The following is a 16,186-nucleotide window of genomic DNA, read 5'->3' as shown; positions in this document are numbered from 1 at the left end:
CTCAGCCGCCCAGCCGCTGCATCGAGGTCGTCAGCAGCACGAGCTCGCCGGCCTCGTCGGAGGCGTCGAGGTCGGCGACGCCCTCGACGATCCAGTCGTGGTGGCCCTCGGGGTCGTGGATCGTCTGCCGGACCTCCCAGCGACGCCCCGACTCGGTCACCGCGAGCAGCGACGGACCACGCGCGTCGGCGTCGAGCAGCACCCGGTCGTGCTCGGCGTAGTAGTCCTCGATCGCCTCGTCCCACGCCGACCGCGTCATCACCACCTCGGCCGGCGGGTCGGTCCGGTCGGCGGCGGCCCGCTCCAGCCGCATCAGACCGTCCAGGTCGTCGCGCGCGACCAGCTCCACCCGGCGCCACATCGCGTTGCGGATCATCACCGCGAACGCGCGCGACTGCTTGGAGATCGGACGCGGGGACGGCGGTGGCTCGTGCGAGCCCCCGAAGCTGTGCAGAGCGTCCCGGCTCACGTGCGCGGGGTCGGCCAACGCCTCCCACTCGTCGAGCAGCGAGGAGTCGGTCTGCCGGATCGTCTCCCCCAGCCACTCGGCCAGGTCGTCGAGCTCGGGCGTCCGGTGCTGCTCGGGCACCGTCTGCCGCAGCGTCCGGTAGGCGTCGGTGAGGTAGCGCAGCACCAGCCCCTCCGACCGCGCGAGCTGGTAGCGCGACACCACGTCGGTGAAGCTCATCCCCTGCTCGTACATCTCGCGCACGATCGACTTCGGCTGCAGGGCGTCCTCGGGCAGCCAGGGGTGTCGCTGCCGGTAGATCTCGTACGTCGCGCCCAGGAGCTCGGCCAGCGGCTGGGGCCAGGTGACCTCCTCGAGGAGCGCCATCCGCTCCTCGTACTCCAGCCCGTCCGCCTTCATCTCCGCAACCGCCTCGCCGCGCGCGACGAACTGCTGCTGCAGGAGCACCTGCCGCGGCCCCTCCAGCACCGACTCGATGACCGAGACGATGTCGAGCGTGTGCTCCTCGGCCTCGGGGTCGAGCACGTCCAGCGCGGCCAGGGCGAAGTGCGCGAGCGGCTGGTTGAGCGCGAAGTCGTCGGGTACGTCGTCGCTCAGCGCGTAGCGACGGCCGAACTCGTCCGGTGGCTCGTGCCGGACCAGCACGCCGGAGTGCACCAGCGAGCGGGCCAGGCGCAGGGCCCGTCGGGACAGCCGGAGCTGCTGGCGCCGGTCCTCGTGGTTGTCGGTGAGCAGCCGCCGCATCACCGGGAAGGCGTCCTCGTCGCGGCTGACGACGTTGATCAGCATGGCGTTGTCGACCTTCATCCGCGACACCAGCGGCTCGGGCACACCTGCGACGAGCTTGTCGTAGGTCTGCTCGGTCCAGACGACGGTTCCCTCGGGCGGCTTCTTCAGCTGTGCCTTGGAGTTCTTCTTGCCGGCCGCCCGCCGCTCCTCCGACTTGGCCTTGAGCCGCTCGTTCTCGATGACGTGCTCGGGCGCCTGGACGACGACGTACCCCGCCGTGTCGAAGCCCGCCCGCCCCGCCCGGCCGGCGATCTGGAGGAACTCCCGGGTCCGCAGGATCCGCTGGCGGCTGCCGTCGAACTTCGCCAGGCCGGTGAAGAGCACCGTCCGGATCGGCACGTTGATCCCGACCCCGAGGGTGTCCGTGCCGCAGATGACCGGCAGCAGGCCCGCCTGCGCGAGCTGCTCGACCAGGCGCCGGTAGCGCGGCAGCATCCCCGCGTGGTGGACCCCGATCCCTCGGCGCAGCAGCTTGGAGAGCGTCTTGCCGAAGCCCGCGCCGAAGCGCACCTGGTCCAGGCGCTCGCCGAGGTCGGGCTTGGGGACCCACGACGCCTTCAGCAGCGCGGTCGCGTGCTCGACGGCGTCCTTCTGCGTGAAGTGGACGACGTAGACCGGTCCCTGCCCGGTCGTCACCAGCTCCTCGAGGGTGTCGTCGAGCGGCGTCGTCGACCACGAGAACGTCAACGGCACCGGTCGTACGGCGTCGTCGACCACGGTCGTCTCTCGCCCGTTGCGCCGGGTCAGGTCCGCGGCCAGCTCGGTCATGTCGCCCAAGGTCGCCGACATCAGCAGGAACTGCGCCTGCGGCAGCTCCAGGAGCGGCACCTGCCACGCCCACCCGCGGTCGGGCTCGGCGTAGAAGTGGAACTCGTCCATCACCACGAGCCCGACGTCGGCCCGCGACCCCTCGCGCAGCGCGATGTTGGCCAGCACCTCCGCGGTGCAGCAGATGATCGGCGCGTCCGGGTTCACCGACGCGTCGCCGGTCAGCATCCCGACGTCGTCCGCACCGAACGTCTCCACCAGCGCGAAGAACTTCTCGCTCACCAGCGCCTTGATCGGCGCCGTGTAGAACGACACCCGGTCCTCGGCCAGCGCGGCCCGGTGCGCCGCCTCCGCGACCAGCGACTTCCCCGACCCGGTCGGCGTCGCCAGCACCACGTTGTCCCCCGACAGCAGCGCCAGGATCGCCTCCTCCTGGTGCTCGTAGAGCGACAGCCCGCGCTCGGCAGCCGCCGCGGTGATGTCGTCGAGGAGGTCGGTCACCCCACCATCCTGTCAAGGTCGCCGATGTCGGGTATCGACGGGCCGCCGCACAGAGGAGGATCCTGACGAACCATGACGACAGGGCTGGTGGTCGTGCTCTTCGTTGCCGGCGGGATCGTCGTCGGCCTCACCACCGTCGGCGGGTTCAGGGCCGCGGCGCTGGGCGCGGTGACCGGCGTGGCCGTCTGGTTGATCGTGTGGGGCCTCTACGAGGTCTTCGTCAGCGGCGTCAGCGACAACTGCGACCCGAGCCTGAGCGAGGTCTCCAAGCACTGCACGCGCTAGTGTCCTGAATCAGAAGTTCGTGTGCGCTTCGCGCACACATCGCACGCACCTCGCTGCGTTGCCGTCGCTCGCTGGACGAACGAGTAGAGCCGCGCTCCGGCGCCTTGCGATGCACGCACGCTGAGCACGCGCAGTGCGCATGAACTTCCGACTCAGGACACTAGTCGCGCGCCCGCGGGTGCGCGGTCGCGAAGACCTCGCGCAGGTTGTCGACCGTGACCAGCGTGTAGACCTGCGTGGTGGTGACCGAGGCGTGGCCCAAGAGCTCCTGCACGACGCGTACGTCGGCGCCGCCGTCGAGCAGGTGGGTCGCGAAGGAGTGCCGCAGCGTGTGCGGCGAGACGTCCTTCGTCACCCCGGCGCGCTCCGCCGCCTTCACCAGCACCGCCCACGCCGACTGCCGCGAGAGCCGGCCGCCGCGCGCGTTGAGGAAGAGCGCGCCCCCGGTCGTGGGACCGGTCGCGACCGACGCGAGCTCGGGCCGGCCGCGCACCAGGTAGGCCTCGACCGCCTCGCGGGCGAAGGAGCCGACCGGCACGATCCGCTGCTTGCCGCCCTTGCCGCGCAGCAGCACGGTTCCGTCGACGGCATCGAGGTCGTCGACGTCCAGCCCGACGGCCTCCGAGATCCGCGCCCCCGTGCCGTAGAGCACCTCCAGGAGCGCGCGGTCCCGCAGCGCGAGCGTGGTGCCCGGCGCGCCCGCGGCGTCCAGGATCGCCTCGACGTCCGCCAGCGGCAGCGCCTTGGGCAGCCGCTTGGCCGGGGACGGCGGCTTGACGGCGCTCGCGGGGTCGAGGGTCGCCAGCCCGTCGGCGACGGCGAACTTGTGGAAGCCGCGCACCGCGACCACCGTGCGTGCCGCCGACGTCGACGTCAGCGGCGGGTGCTCCGCGTCGCCCTCCCGCAGCCGCACCAGGAACGCCGTCACCGTCGCCTCGCTGACCCCGTCGAGGTCCTCGATCCCGGTGCTGGCCAGGAAGTCGGCGTACCGCCGCAGGTCCCGCCGGTACGACGTCAGCGTGTTGGCCGCGAGCCCGCGCTCGACCGACAGGTGGTCGAGGTAGGTCCGGACCGCACGGGAGATCTCAGCCAAGTGCTCCCTCGAGACTCACGGCCTCGATGCCGACGGCCGCGCCGACCGGCGCGTTGGTGAGCTCGCCGGCGTGGGTGTTGAGGCCCAGGGCCAGCGACCGGTCGTCCCGGCAGGCCCGCTGCCAGCCCTTGTCGGCCAGCGCAACGGCATAGGGCAGCGTCGCGTTGGTCAGCGCGTACGTCGACGTGTTCGGCACCGCGCCCGGCATGTTCGCGACGCAGTAGAACGTCGAGCCGTGGACCTGGTACGTCGGGTCCGCGTGCGTGGTCGCGTGCGAGTCCTCGAAGCAGCCGCCCTGGTCGATCGCGATGTCGACCAGCACCGAACCGGGCTTCATCCGCGAGACGAGGTCGTTGGTCACCAGCTTCGGCGCGGCCGCACCCGGGATCAGCACGGCGCCGATCACGAGATCGGCCTCCATCACCTGCTGCTCGATCGCGAGCTTGGACGAGGCGAGCCCGTGCACGCGGTTGTTGTAGCGCCAGAACGACATCCGCAGCTTGTCCAGGTCGGTGTCCAGCAACGTCACGTCGGCACCCATGCCGAGCGCGATGTTGGCGGCGTTCTGGCCCGACACCCCGGCGCCGATGATGACGACCTTGGCGTTGGCGACGCCGCCGACGCCGCCCATCAGCACGCCGCGGCCGCCCTGGGCCTTGAGCAGCGAGTAGGCGCCGACCTGCGGCGCCAGGCAGCCCGCGACCTCCGACATCGGGTAGAGCAGCGGCAGCCCACCGGACGGGAGCTGGACGGTCTCGTAGGCGATGCCGGTGACCTTCCGCTTCAGCAGCTCCTCGGTCAGCGGCTTGTCCGCGGCCAGGTGCAGGTAGGTGAAGAGGGTCAGGCCCTCGCGCATCCGGTCGTACTCCTCCGCGACCGGCTCCTTGACCTTGAGCACCAGGTCGATGCCGCCGTCGGTCCCCCACGCCTCCTCGGCCGTGCCGACGATCGTGGCACCGGCGGCGACGTACTCCTCGTCGGGGATCGACGACCCGACCCCCGCGCCGCGCTCGATCGCGACCGAGTGCCCGTGGGCGACCAGCTCGTGGACCCCGATCGGGGTGATCGCCACCCGGTACTCGTGGTTCTTGACTTCCTTCGGAACGCCGATCCTCATGCGCTCGACCCTACTGTCCGCGGGCCTCGGCGGTCAGCAGGGCGAGCGCCAGGTGCGCGTCGTGCACGCGCCCGTCGAGGACGGCCGCGCGGAGCTCGGTGCGCGGCACCCAGCCGATCTCCATCTCGGCCTCCTCGTGCTCGGGCTCGAAGTCGCCGCGCCCGACCTCGGTGAGACCGCGGGCCAGGAAGTAGTGGGAGATCTCGCCGATGATCCCGGGCGAGGAGTACGCCGAGATGAGGTGGGTCCACTCGGCCGCCTCGTAGCCGGCCTCCTCGACCAGCTCGCGGCGCGCCACCTCGACCGGCTCCTCGCCCTCGACGTCGAGCAGGCCGGCCGGCAGCTGCACGAGCCGCTGTCCGACGGCGTGGCGGTACTGCGACAGGCAGAGCACCCGGTCCCGTTCGTCGACCGCGAGCACGACCGCCGCGCCGGGGTGCTCGACGACCAGGCGGTCGAAGGGCTCCTCGTCGGGATGCCCGGGCCGGCGTACGGCGTCCCGGCGCAGCTTCACGACCCAGCCGCCGCCGTCGTAGGGGTACGACGAGTCGGCAACCGGCCACTCCTGCGGGACGTCGGTCGGCTCCGGCATCCCGGTCACTCCTCGTCGGCGCGGCGCAGCTTGCTCTCGTCGATCGGGAAGCGCAGCTCCTTCTGCCGCTCGATCGCCGCACCGACCAGACCCTTGAAGAGCGGGTGCGGCCGGGTCGGCCGCGAGCGCAGCTCGGGGTGGGCCTGCGTGGCGATGTAGTAGGGGTGCACGTCGCGGGGCAGCTCGACGAACTCGACCAGGTTGTTGTCGGGCGAGGTGCCGGAGAAGACGATGCCGGCCTCCTCGAGCTGGTCGCGGTAGGCGTTGTTGACCTCGTAGCGGTGACGGTGCCGCTCGTCGATCAGCGCCGTGCCGTAGACCTCGCGGGCGATCGAGCCCTCCTTGAGCGCGGCCGGGTAGAGACCCAGGCGCATGGTGCCGCCGAGGTCGCCCGCACCCTCGACGAAGGCCAGCTGCTCGGCCATCGTCGCGATCACCGGCTCCGGGGTGTCGGGGTCGAACTCGGTCGAGCCGGCCTTCTCCAGGCCGAGCACGCTGCGGGCGTACTCGATGACCATGCACTGCAGGCCCAGGCACAGGCCGAGCGTCGGGATGCCGTGGGTGCGCGCGTAGGTCAGCGCGCCGAGCTTGCCCTCGAGGCCACGGATGCCGAAGCCACCGGGCACGCAGATCGCGTCGACGTCCTGGAGGTTCTTCGCTGCGCCCGCCGGGGTCTGGCACTCGTCGGAGGCGATCCAGCGGATGTTGACCTTCGCCTCGTGCGCGAAGCCGCCGGCCCGCAGCGCCTCCCCGACCGAGAGGTAGGCGTCGGGCAGGTCGATGTACTTGCCGACCAGCGCGACGGTCACTTCCTCCTTCGGGTGGTGCACGCGGCGCAGCAGGTCGTCCCACACCGTCCAGTCGACGTCGCGGAAGGGCAGGTCGAGGCGGCGTACGACGTACGCGTCGAGGCCCTCGCGGTGCAGCACCTTCGGGATGTCGTAGATCGAGGGCGCGTCGGCGGCCGTGACGACGGCGTCCTGGTCGACGTCGCACATCAGCGAGATCTTCCTCTTGATCGACGCCGGGAGCTCGCGGTCGGCGCGGCACACGACGGCGTCGGGCTGGATGCCGACCTGGCGGAGCGCGGCGACGGAGTGCTGGGTGGGCTTGGTCTTCAGCTCACCGGACGGGCCGATGTAGGGCACCAGCGAGACGTGCAGGAAGAAGCAGTTGTCGCGGCCGATCTCGTGGCGCACCTGGCGCGCGGCCTCGAGGAAGGGCAGCGACTCGATGTCGCCGACCGTGCCGCCGATCTCGGTGATGACCACGTCGACCCGCTGGCCGTCGACCTCCATCGCGTCCATCGCGAGGATCCGGTCCTTGATCTCGTTGGTGATGTGCGGGATCACCTGGACCGTGTCGCCGAGGTAGTCGCCGCGGCGCTCCTTGGCGATCACGTGCGAGTAGACCTGCCCCGTGGTGACGTTGGCGATCTGGTTGAGGTCGGTGTCGAGGAAGCGCTCGTAGTGGCCGATGTCGAGGTCGGTCTCGGCCCCGTCGTTGGTCACGAAGACCTCGCCGTGCTGGAAGGGGTTCATCGTCCCCGGGTCCACGTTGAGGTAGGGGTCGAGCTTCTGCATCGTCACCCGCAGACCGCGGGAGCGGAGAAGACTGCCGAGGCTGGACGCCGTCAGGCCCTTCCCGAGCGAGGAGGCGACGCCTCCGGTCACGAAAACGTGCTTGGTGTGCGTCGCGATGTTCACGGACCTCAATGCTACTTCAGAGGGACCGCTCCGTCCGAACCCGACGCACCGAAGGATCCGCCGGGTGCGGTCTGGGAGCGGATCAGGGCGAGGACGGTGGTCACCTGGCCCAGCGCGGTGTCGGCGCCGTCCACGGTCGCGACCTGCTCGGCGGCCGGCTCCTCGCGGAGGGCAGTGAGGCTGCCCTTCGCCGTCGCGGAGGCGGTGTTGCCGGCCACGACCACCCCGGTCGCCTTGTCGGCCAGGCCGGAGAGGATGCCGGAGAGGATCGCCGGGTCCACGTCGTCGCCGAGCACGACCAGCACCAGCGAGCCGCGGCTCGCGCCGTCCGGCGCGGTCATCAGCTCCGCACCGTCCAGGCTCTGGCGCACCGACTGGGCGTCGGACATCGGCACCTCGTCACCGGCGATGCCGAGGCCGACGAGCTGGCCGATCCGGTCGTACGTCGGTGCGTCCTTGGTCACCGCGCCCGACCCGAGCTGCGTCATCAGCTGGCTGCCGAGCGTGTCGACCAGCGACTTCTGGCTGGCCTCCACGAGGGCCGGCTGCGCGGCGTACGTGCTCGCGACCCGGCCGCCCGCCGCCTCGACCTGCGACGCCAGCGCGCTGACCTCGTCGCCGTCGGCGCCGGGAAGCGTGAGGATCGAGACCGAGGTCCCGGCCAGCTTCCCGGCGTAGAGCCGGTCGGCGGTCGCCGTCGCGAACGTGTCGCCGTACGACGCGTCCTGGGCGGCCGCCCGGTGCTGCTTGGTGGTCGCCGACGCGGGGCTGTCGTCGCGACCCAGGTCGCTGAGCGGGCCGCCGCCCAGGACGACGCCGACGGCCAGGGCCAGGAAGACGGCGACGAGGGAGACGATGTGGTGGCGGTAGGAGATCACGTGAAGAGTCCCGAGAGGTCGTGGCGGAGGTCGGAGAGGGCGCCGGGCAGCTGGTCGAGCCAGTCCTGCCCGACCGGCGTCACCGCGATGGCGGCGGCCAGGGCGACCAGGCCGGCGAGCATGACCAGCAGCAGGTGCCACGGACGGACCCGGCCGGAGTAGAGGTGCGGCACGGCGGCCGCGTCGACGAGCCGCGAGCCGACGCGGAGCCGGGCCAGGTAGGCACCGGCCAGCCCGGGCCGCTGGCTGTCGAGGAGCTCGCTCAGCCCGGCGTGCATGCCCACCGCGACCACGACGGTGGGGTCGGCCGCGTCGGCGAGCACGAGGGCCGCGTCCTCCGCGGCGGCGCCGGTCTCCAGGCGCAGCGGACGTACGCCGAGGCGCTCGATCCGCTCGAGCCCGGCCCGGCCGGCACCGGGTGGGATGCGGACCACGACGTCCCGTGCCGCCTTGAGCGTGGCGGCCCGCGGCAGCTCGTGGTCCGCGGCGTCGGCCTCGAGCACGATCACGTGCGGCTTGAGGTGGGCGGCGTGCAGCGCCTCCGCGCCGGCCCCGACCGCGATCAGCACCGGGTGCTGCTCGCGAGCGAAGGTGCGCACGGCCTCGATCTCGGAGCCGAGGTCCTCTCCCCCGCCGACCACGACCACCGGGCGGCCCACGATCCGCGTGGACAGCCGCGGCAGGCCGGTGCCGTGCAGGAGGAGGTCCTGCTCGCGCCGGAGGAACTCGCTGCTGTTGTGGGTGAAGGCCTGCAGCTGGGTCACCAGGCCGCCGCGCGCGAGCTCCATCTCCGCAGCGACGGCGTCGTCGTCCAGGGCCCTGCCCGAGGCGAGCTCGGTCTCCCCGTCGTACACGACGCCGTCGTGGACGCGGACCCGTCGGCCGTCGGCGATCGCGGCGAGGCCGGCGGGACCGACCGAGTCGACCAGGACGATGCCCGCGGCGGCCAGCACGGCCGGTCCGAGGTTCGGGTAGCGCCCGGAGATCAGCGGCGAGGCGTCGACGACGGCGACCACGCCCGCGGCGATCAGGGCCTGGGCGGTCGCGCGGTCCAGGTCGAGCTGGTCGAGCACGGCGACGTCGCCCGGGCGCAGCCGCGGCAGCAGCTGGCGGACGCGCCGCTCCACGCGCGCGGTGCCCTCGGCACCGGGGAGCAGGACGGACAGGGAACGTTGCCGGACCGGTGACCTCATGACCGTTCCATGGTCACAAACGCGGAGCCGCGATCGCGGCACCTCCCGACGCCGGGCGCGTCGCCGTGACCGGCGTCACGGATCAGGACCCGCGGGCCTCCTGGGCGACCTCGAGCAGCTCCCGCGCATGGGCCAGCGCCGTGTCCGAGTCGGCCAGGCCGGCCAGCATCCGGGAGAGCTCGCGCTCCCGCTGGGCGTCGTCGAGCACGGTGAGCCCCGAGCTCGTGATGGAGCCGTCCGAGGACTTCTCGACCACGACGTGGCGGTCGGCGTAGGCCGCCACCTGCGGCAGGTGCGTGACCACGAGGACCTGCGCCGAGCGAGCCAGCTGGGCGAGCCGGCGGCCGACCTCGACGGCGGCCGCGCCGCCGACCCCCGCGTCGACCTCGTCGAAGACGAACGTCGGCACCGGGCTGGTCCCGGCGAGCGCCACCTCGAGGGCGAGCATCACCCGGGACAGCTCGCCACCCGAGGCGCCCTTCGACAGCGGCCGCGGCTCGGAGCCCGTGTTGGCGGCGAGCATCAGCTCGACGGCGTCGGCTCCGGAGGCGGTGAACTGCCCCTGCGGGCGTACGTCGACGCTCAGCCGGGCGTGCGGCATCGCCAGGAGGGTCAGCTCGGCGGTGACCTGCTCGGCGAGCCGTCCGGCAGCCTCGGTGCGCGCCTCGGAGAGCGCGGCGGCGGCCGCGTCGCGCTCGCCGCGCAGCACCTCCTGCTCGGCCCGGAGCACCTCGATGCGCTCGTCGGTGCCGTCCAGGTCCAGCAGCCGCGTCGCCGAGCGCTCGGACCAGGCGAGCACCTCGTCGATGGTGTCGCCGTACTTGCGGGTGAGCGCGGTGAGCGCCGCGCGACGCTCGGAGACCGCCGCGAGCCGGGCCGGGTCGGTGTCGATCCGGGCGGCGTACGACGCGACGTCGGCGGCGAGGTCGGAGAGCAGGTAGGTGATCTCGGCGAGCCGGTCGGCCAGCTCCCCGGCCTCGGCGTCGTGCTCGCGGACGCCGTCGAGGAGGGAGCGCGCGGCCGAGGTGGTCGCGAGCGCGTCCGGGTCGCCCTGCTCGCTGGAGAGCGCCTCGCGCGCCTGCTCGGCCGCGGTGCGCAGCGTGTCGGCGAACCCGAGCCGTGACTCCTCGGCCGCGAGCGTGGCGTCCTCTCCGGGCTCGGGCGACACCGCCTCCACCTCGCCCAGGCCGAAGCGCAGCAGGTCGGCCTCCTGGGCCCGCTCCCGAGCGGTGGTGACCACCTCGTCGAGCTCCCGCTCGACCGCGTCGAGCCGGTGGTAGACGTCCGCGTAGGTCGTGAGCAGCGCGGCGATGCGCTCGCCCCCGAAGCGGTCGAGCGCCTCGCGCTGCGCACGGGCCTGGAGCAGACGGTGCTGGTCGGACTGACCGTGCACCGCCACGAGCGGCTCGGCGACCCCGGCCAGGGCGGACACCGGAACCGAGGCGCCGCCGACGTAGGCGCGGGACCGGCCCTCGGCCGACACGTTGCGGGCGAGCACGACGCGCTCGTCCTCGACCTCGCCACCCGCCTCCTCGACCGCCTCGGCGAATCCGGGCGCACCAGCCAGCACGACGCCCTCGACCCGGGCGCTCCTGGCCCCGGTGCGCACGGCGCCGGCGTCGGCACGCCCGCCGAGCAGCAGGCCGAGCGCGGTCACGATCATCGTCTTGCCGGCGCCGGTCTCACCGGTGATGACGGTGAGACCCGGACCGAGCTCGAGCGTGGACGACTCGATCACCCCGAGGGAGGCGATCCGGATCTCCTCAAGCATCGGTCTCCTCGTGCCGGCCGTCGCCGAGCCGGCGTCGCCGCTCGGTCGACCCGCGCCAGCCCTCGACGGGCAGCCCGAACTTGGCGACGAGTCGGTCGGTGAAGGGCGCCTCGTGCAGCCGGACCAGCCGGACCGGCCGCGCGCCCCGGCGTACCTCGATGCGAGCGCCCGGCGGCAGGTCGAAGGCCCGCCGGCCGTCGGCCCACAGCACCCCGAAGCCGTCGGTGCGGGCCAGCACCTCCACTGCGAGCACCGACGCCGGCGAGACCACCAGCGGGCGGGCGAAGAGCGCGTGGGCGCTGATCGGGACCATCAGCAGGGCCTCCACGCCGGGCCACACGATCGGGCCGCCGGCGCTGAAGTTGTACGCCGTCGAGCCGGTCGGCGTCGCACACACGACGCCGTCGCAGCCCCAGCGCGAGAGCGGCCGGCCGTCGACCTCGACGACGACCTCGATCATGCGCTCGCGGGCGGCCTTCTCGACGCTCGCCTCGTTGAGCGCCCAGGTCTGCGCGACCACCTCGCCGTCGCGGTGGACGGTGACGTCCAAGGTGAAGCGGTCCTCGATGGCGTAGCGGCCACCGACGATCGCGTCGATCGTCGACTCGAGGTCCTCGTACTCCGCCTCGGCCAGGAAGCCGACGTGGCCCAGGTTGACGCCGAGCAGCGGGGTGCCGGCGTCGTGCGTGAGCTCGGCCGCCCGCAGGATCGTGCCGTCGCCCCCGATCACCAGCACCAGCTCGCACCCGGCGCTGGCGTCCTGGTCGGGGGCCGGCTCGATGCCGTCGCCTGCGGTGTCGAGGCCGAGGTCGGCGGCCTCGTCGGGGATGACGCGGACGACCAGACCGTGCGCGACCAGCGCCTTGGTGAGGGCGCGCGCGACCTCGCGCGCGTCGTCACGCCCGGTGTGGGCGACGAGCAGCACGCGTCGGAGGCCGCCGGTGTCGGTCACGGGTCCACCCTCTCACCCGGCACCCCCGACGTGGTCGCTCCCACGACCGCGCGGTGGATATCCGCGTCGCTCAGCGTCGGCGCCCCGCGGCGCAGCCACAGGAAGAACTCCACGTTGCCCGACGGGCCCGGTAGCGGGCTCGTCGCGACCATGCGGGCGCCCCAGCCACGGCGGGCGGCCGCCGCGGCGATGGCGAGGACGGTCTCCGCCCGCTGCTCGGGGTCGCGGACCACGCCGCCCTTCCCCAGCCGCTCCTTGCCGATCTCGAACTGCGGCTTGACCATCAGCGCCAGGTCGGCGTCCGGGGCCGCGACCCCGATCAGCGCGTCGAGGACCAGCTCGAGCGAGATGAAGGACAGGTCGCCGACGACCACGTCCACGGGGCCGGCGATCAGCTCGGGGGTCAGGTCCCGCACGTTGGTGCGGTCGTGGACGTCGACCCGCTCGTCCTGCTGCAGCCGCCACGCCAGCTGTCCGTAGCCCACGTCGACGGCGACCACCTGCCGCGCCCCGTGCCGCAGCAGCACGTCGGTGAAGCCGCCCGTCGACGCACCGGCGTCGAGGCAGCGACGGCCCTCGACCGTGAGGCCTCCCGGCTCGAACGCCGCCAGCGCGCCCGCCAGCTTGTGGCCGCCGCGCGACACGAAGTCGGGGCGATCGGGGTCCTCCGCGACGACGATCGCGACGTCGGTGGTGACGCCGGTGGCGGGCTTGGTGGCGACCACCCCGGTCACCTTGACCCGCCCCTGGGCGATCAGCTCGCTGGCGTGCTCCCGCGACCGGGCGAGGCCGCGGCGGACCAGCTCGGCGTCGAGGCGCAGGCGTCGGGGAGGCACGGACGTACCGCCCCGGTCAGGCCGGGTCGGACGGGGTGTCCAGCGCCCGGCGCAGCTCGTGGTGGGCGGTCTCGAAGACGCCGACGTGCTCCTCGATCGGGCGCTCCTCGAGCTCCTCGACCGCGGCGATGACCTCGTCGACGTCGGCCACGCCGGTGCGCACCTTCTCCGGGGCGGGCGGCGTGTGGTCCGGCTCCTCGGGCACGGCCACGTCGGGGTCCTCACTCATGGGTGCAGGCTACCCCGCCGGCGCCTCGACCCCGGACAGGTCCACCGCCTCACCGGCCTCGTCGAGGTGGGTCCAGGACGCGACCGCGGCCACCCGCCACCAGTCCCCCGCCGCGCCCTGCCCGTCCACGACCAGCCGGCCGTCGACGACCCGCGCCGTCCAGCCGCCGAGCGTCCATCCGGCACCGTCGGCAACGGGCCCCTCCTGCGGCTCGAGGAGGCCCGCCAGGTCGGGTGCGACGTACGTCGGCCGCAGGTGCGGCTCGGCCGCGGTCAGCACCCGGAGGTCGGTCACGCCGGTGAGCACCAGCAGCGAGTCGCACCCGGCCACGCGCGCACCCTCGATGTCGGTGTCGAGCCGGTCGCCCACCATCAGCGGCCGCTCCCCGCCGACCCGGCGGACGGTCTCGTCGAGCAACGGACGGGCGGGCTTGCCGGCCACCTCGGGCTCGACCTCGGCGAACCGGCGCAGCATGTCGACCTGCACGCCGTGCCCGGGTGCGATGCCGAACGCCGTCGGGATCGTCATGTCGGTGTTGCTCGCGACCCACGGCAGTCCGTCGTGGATGCGCACCGCTGCCTGCATCAGGTCCGACCACACCACGTCGGGTCCGTAGCCGGTGACCAGCGCCACGGCCTCGTCGGCGACCCCGACGGGCTCCAGCCCGACCGCGCGCAGCGAGTCGATGAGCCCGTCGGCCCCGACCGCCACCACGCGCGCGCCCTCGCCGTAACGATCGACGAGCAGCCGCGCGGCCGCCTGAGCCGAGGTCACGACGTCCTCCGGACCCGCCTCGACGCCCAGCTCCCGGAGCCGCTCCGCCACTCGGGCGGCGGGCCGGGAGGCGTTGTTGGTGATGAACGCCAACCGCGCGCCCTCGGACCGTGCGGCCGCCAAGGACTCCGCGGCTCGCGGGATCGCCGCGCCGTCGACGTACACGACGCCGTCGAGGTCCAGCATCACCAGGTCGTACGCCCGGCACAGGGGCTGGTCCGACGCACCGAGCACGACGTCTCCTTCGCTTCCGACGGCTGACCGCACCCTACGATGCTGCGATGGACGCCGAGGACGTGGTCACCCCTCCTCACGTCGCCCGGCCACTCCGGCTCCGGCCGTTCCCGGCGCTGCGGCTCGCGCCCAGCCGCGTGGGTGGAGGCGCGTCGGCCCGTGCCTTCGCCCGGCCCTACCGCGACATCGCCGACCGCTTCGTGCGCTGGGAGGAGAGCGGGCAGGTCCGGCGCGACGCCGACGCCGCGCTCTACCTCCACGAGTACACCGCCACCGGCCTCACGATCCGCGGCCTCGTCGGCGCCCTCGACATCTCCCACTCCACGACCGGGCTCTCCGACGCGGCCGTGCTCCCCCACGAGGGGATCCACCCCGAGCAGGTCGCCGACCTCGCCGACCGGATGTCGGAGATGCAGATGAACCCGGCGCCGATCCTCCTCGTGCACCGCGGTACCGCCCGACTCCGCACGATCCTCCGCGAGGTACGGGCGGCCGAGCCCGAGCACCGGTTCACGGACCGGTCCGGCCAGTACCACCGGGTCTGGGCGATCACCGGCACCGGGCGGCTCGCGAGGATCGCCCACGAGCTCGAGGAGGCACGCGCGGTCCTGGCCGACGGCCACCACCGCTACGCCGCGTACCTCCGGCTGCGCGCCCAGGGCGGAGGCAACCGCGCCCTGGACGCCGGCCTCGCGATGCTCGTCGACCAGGGGGACACCCCGCTCTTCCTGGGCGCCATCCATCGCCTGCTGCGCGGCGTCACGCTGGCCGACCTCGAGCGGCTGCCCGGGACCGCCGGGACCACGCGGGTCGAGCCGGCCGAGGCGGTCGCCGCCCTCGGGTCCGACACCCTGGTCGCCACCGACGGGCACGCCTGGGCCACGCTCCACCTGCCGGCCATGGACGACCGGCTGGCCGTCGAGGTCCTCCAGGACCTGCTCCCGGCCCTCCGGCGTCCGCCGTCGAGCATCGGCTACGCCCACTCGGTCGACGAGGCCCTCCAGGGCGTGGCGCGCCGCCGCGGGACGGCGGTGCTCATGCCGGCGCCGGAGTTCGACGACGTGCTCCGCCTGGCTCAGGCCGGCCGACTGCTCCCGGAGAAGGCCACCTCCTTCCAGCCCAAGCCGAGCGTCGGCGTCCTCATCCGCTCGCTGCGCGCCGGATGACCCGCCCGGAGGTCATCTCGACCTCCACGCGGGACGCCGCGCCCGCACCGCTGCGGAAGAACCGCCGGCGGATCGCCCCGCAGACCTCGACCACGTCGTCGGGGCGCCAGCTCGCGACCGACCGCCGCGCTCGCGCCGTCCAGGCCGCGCACTCGAGCGCGTCCACCGTCGTCCGCCCCGCCCCCGGCGGCCGCGGCACGACCACCCGGAACGTCCACACGACGTCGCCCGACGGCAGGACCCGCTCCTCGGGAGCCTGGGACACCCGCCCGACCAGGCGCACCTCGTTGACGGCCTCCTGGGCCGTCTCCGTCGCTCGTGCTGCTTCTCGTGCCGACATCGGCATCACCTCCGACCCCGACGATGCCGTCGCGAACCGACGGTCGTGAGAACCGTCGACGGAACCGGTGGACAACCGCGTCTGAAGCGCGGCTGTGGACGGAAAGTGGCCCTGAAATGCGAAACAGGGCCACCCCCGAAGGGGTGACCCTGTTTGCAAAGTATGTCCGGCGGCGTCCTACTCTCCCACAGCCTCTCGGTTGCAGTACCATCGGCGCTGAAAGGCTTAACTTCCGGGTTCGGGATGGGACCGGGTGTTTCCCTTTCGCTATGGCCGCCGTAACTCTATGTGGCGTCCACTCACCGGGGTGTTCACGGTGGTGGGCCAAGCTTCGTTGTTCTGTTGTTGATCCAGTTGTTGATCCAGTTGTGTGCTGGATGGTGTGCTGGATGGTGTGTTGGTTCTTGTGTAGTGGACGCGAACATGTTGTTCGTCTTTACGCGTAGTCGATGGCTTTGTGGTTTTGGTTGAGGGTTTGTGTGACAAGCCCTCG

General features: G+C 73.0%; 15 protein-coding genes and 1 rRNA gene. 2 read left to right on the top strand and 14 right to left on the bottom strand.

The genetic code is table 11. The features are described 5' to 3' along the window. Position 1: 1 nt before the first annotated feature. On the bottom strand, positions 2-2,527 hold the full coding sequence (locus K8U61_RS21415; protein ID WP_224125102.1) for a DEAD/DEAH box helicase: 2,526 nt from the start codon (positions 2,525-2,527) through the stop codon (positions 2-4). A gap of 72 nt (positions 2,528-2,599) precedes the next feature. Between K8U61_RS21415 and K8U61_RS21410 the strand changes: the two genes are divergently transcribed. Then, on the top strand, positions 2,600-2,812 hold the full coding sequence (locus K8U61_RS21410; RefSeq protein ID WP_224125101.1) for a hypothetical protein: 213 nt from the start codon (positions 2,600-2,602) through the stop codon (positions 2,810-2,812). A 160-nt stretch (positions 2,813-2,972) separates the two neighbouring features. On the opposite strand, the gene xerD is transcribed toward K8U61_RS21410, so the two are convergent. The 11 genes from xerD to K8U61_RS21355 all read right to left on the bottom strand — a co-directional run bounded on the left by xerD (position 2,973) and on the right by K8U61_RS21355 (position 14,187). Then, on the bottom strand, positions 2,973-3,905 hold the full coding sequence (gene xerD, locus K8U61_RS21405; protein WP_224125100.1) for a site-specific tyrosine recombinase XerD: 933 nt from the start codon (positions 3,903-3,905) through the stop codon (positions 2,973-2,975). Next, positions 3,898-5,022 (bottom strand): alanine dehydrogenase, encoded by a 1,125-nt coding sequence (ald, locus tag K8U61_RS21400; RefSeq protein WP_224125099.1) that lies wholly within the window; start codon positions 5,020-5,022, stop codon positions 3,898-3,900. The genes xerD and ald overlap by 8 nt, the downstream gene beginning before the upstream one ends. A 10-nt stretch (positions 5,023-5,032) precedes the next feature. Further along, positions 5,033-5,614, bottom strand: coding sequence for an NUDIX domain-containing protein (locus K8U61_RS21395; protein ID WP_224125098.1), 582 nt, complete (start codon positions 5,612-5,614; stop codon positions 5,033-5,035). Positions 5,615-5,619: 5 nt separating this feature from the next. Beyond that, positions 5,620-7,320: a CTP synthase gene (gene pyrG, locus K8U61_RS21390; RefSeq protein ID WP_224125097.1), complete on the bottom strand. Its 1,701-nt coding sequence runs from the start codon at positions 7,318-7,320 to the stop codon at positions 5,620-5,622. An 11-nt stretch (positions 7,321-7,331) separates the two neighbouring features. Continuing rightward, the gene (locus tag K8U61_RS21385) at positions 7,332-8,198 is read right to left on the bottom strand and encodes a copper transporter (protein ID WP_224125096.1); all 867 of its coding nucleotides are present in this window, start codon (positions 8,196-8,198) and stop codon (positions 7,332-7,334) included. Continuing rightward, positions 8,195-9,391 carry a putative cytokinetic ring protein SteA gene (gene steA, locus K8U61_RS21380; protein WP_224125095.1) on the bottom strand — a complete coding sequence of 399 codons (1,197 nt, stop codon included), beginning with the start codon at positions 9,389-9,391 and terminating at the stop codon, positions 8,195-8,197. The genes K8U61_RS21385 and steA overlap by 4 nt, the downstream gene beginning before the upstream one ends. Positions 9,392-9,473: 82 nt before the next feature. Continuing rightward, the gene (gene recN / locus K8U61_RS21375; protein ID WP_224125094.1) at positions 9,474-11,162 is read right to left on the bottom strand and encodes a DNA repair protein RecN; all 1,689 of its coding nucleotides are present in this window, start codon (positions 11,160-11,162) and stop codon (positions 9,474-9,476) included. Further along, positions 11,155-12,114: an NAD kinase gene (locus tag K8U61_RS21370; RefSeq protein WP_224125093.1), complete on the bottom strand. Its 960-nt coding sequence runs from the start codon at positions 12,112-12,114 to the stop codon at positions 11,155-11,157. The genes recN and K8U61_RS21370 overlap by 8 nt, the downstream gene beginning before the upstream one ends. Then, entirely contained in the window at positions 12,111-12,950 is an 840-nt protein-coding gene (locus K8U61_RS21365; protein ID WP_224125092.1) for a TlyA family RNA methyltransferase, read from the bottom strand. The genes K8U61_RS21370 and K8U61_RS21365 overlap by 4 nt, the downstream gene beginning before the upstream one ends. A gap of 16 nt (positions 12,951-12,966) precedes the next feature. Further along, positions 12,967-13,179: a hypothetical protein gene (locus K8U61_RS21360; RefSeq protein WP_224125091.1), complete on the bottom strand. Its 213-nt coding sequence runs from the start codon at positions 13,177-13,179 to the stop codon at positions 12,967-12,969. A gap of 9 nt (positions 13,180-13,188) precedes the next feature. After that, a complete protein-coding gene (locus K8U61_RS21355; RefSeq protein WP_224125090.1) occupies positions 13,189-14,187 on the bottom strand; it encodes an HAD-IIA family hydrolase in 999 nt (332 codons plus the stop codon). 47 nt (positions 14,188-14,234) lie between these two features. Here K8U61_RS21355 and K8U61_RS21350 point away from each other — a divergent pair, with 47 nt between their 5' ends. Then, positions 14,235-15,353 (top strand): DUF1015 family protein, encoded by a 1,119-nt coding sequence (locus K8U61_RS21350; RefSeq protein ID WP_224125089.1) that lies wholly within the window; start codon positions 14,235-14,237, stop codon positions 15,351-15,353. Here K8U61_RS21350 and K8U61_RS21345 read toward each other — a convergent pair. Together K8U61_RS21345 and rrf are read right to left on the bottom strand one after the other, a co-directional pair. Next, positions 15,328-15,693, bottom strand: coding sequence for a single-stranded DNA-binding protein (locus tag K8U61_RS21345; RefSeq protein ID WP_224125088.1), 366 nt, complete (start codon positions 15,691-15,693; stop codon positions 15,328-15,330). The two genes, K8U61_RS21350 and K8U61_RS21345, sit on opposite strands and share 26 nt — an antisense overlap. A gap of 164 nt (positions 15,694-15,857) precedes the next feature. Beyond that, positions 15,858-15,974: ribosomal RNA gene (gene rrf, locus K8U61_RS21340) — 5S ribosomal RNA — on the bottom strand. Positions 15,975-16,186 lie beyond the last annotated feature (212 nt).

The sequence above is a fragment of the Nocardioides mangrovi genome (assembly GCF_020073815.1).
Classification (GTDB): Bacteria; Actinomycetota; Actinomycetes; order Propionibacteriales; family Nocardioidaceae; genus Nocardioides; species Nocardioides mangrovi.
This window is presented reverse-complemented; position numbering and strand designations above follow the sequence as displayed.

Excerpts from the sequence above, each read along its gene's own strand:
- K8U61_RS21410 (WP_224125101.1), top strand. The coding sequence starts at position 2,600 with ATGACGACAGGGCTGGTGGTCGTGCTCTTCGTTGCCGGCGGGATCGTC.
- ald (WP_224125099.1), bottom strand. The coding sequence starts at position 5,022 with ATGAGGATCGGCGTTCCGAAGGAAGTCAAGAACCACGAGTACCGGGTG.
- K8U61_RS21395 (WP_224125098.1), bottom strand. The coding sequence starts at position 5,614 with ATGCCGGAGCCGACCGACGTCCCGCAGGAGTGGCCGGTTGCCGACTCG.
- steA (WP_224125095.1), bottom strand. The coding sequence starts at position 9,391 with ATGAGGTCACCGGTCCGGCAACGTTCCCTGTCCGTCCTGCTCCCCGGT.
- recN (WP_224125094.1), bottom strand. The coding sequence starts at position 11,162 with ATGCTTGAGGAGATCCGGATCGCCTCCCTCGGGGTGATCGAGTCGTCC.
- K8U61_RS21360 (WP_224125091.1), bottom strand. The coding sequence starts at position 13,179 with ATGAGTGAGGACCCCGACGTGGCCGTGCCCGAGGAGCCGGACCACACG.
- K8U61_RS21350 (WP_224125089.1), top strand. The coding sequence starts at position 14,235 with ATGGACGCCGAGGACGTGGTCACCCCTCCTCACGTCGCCCGGCCACTC.
- K8U61_RS21345 (WP_224125088.1), bottom strand. The coding sequence starts at position 15,693 with ATGTCGGCACGAGAAGCAGCACGAGCGACGGAGACGGCCCAGGAGGCC.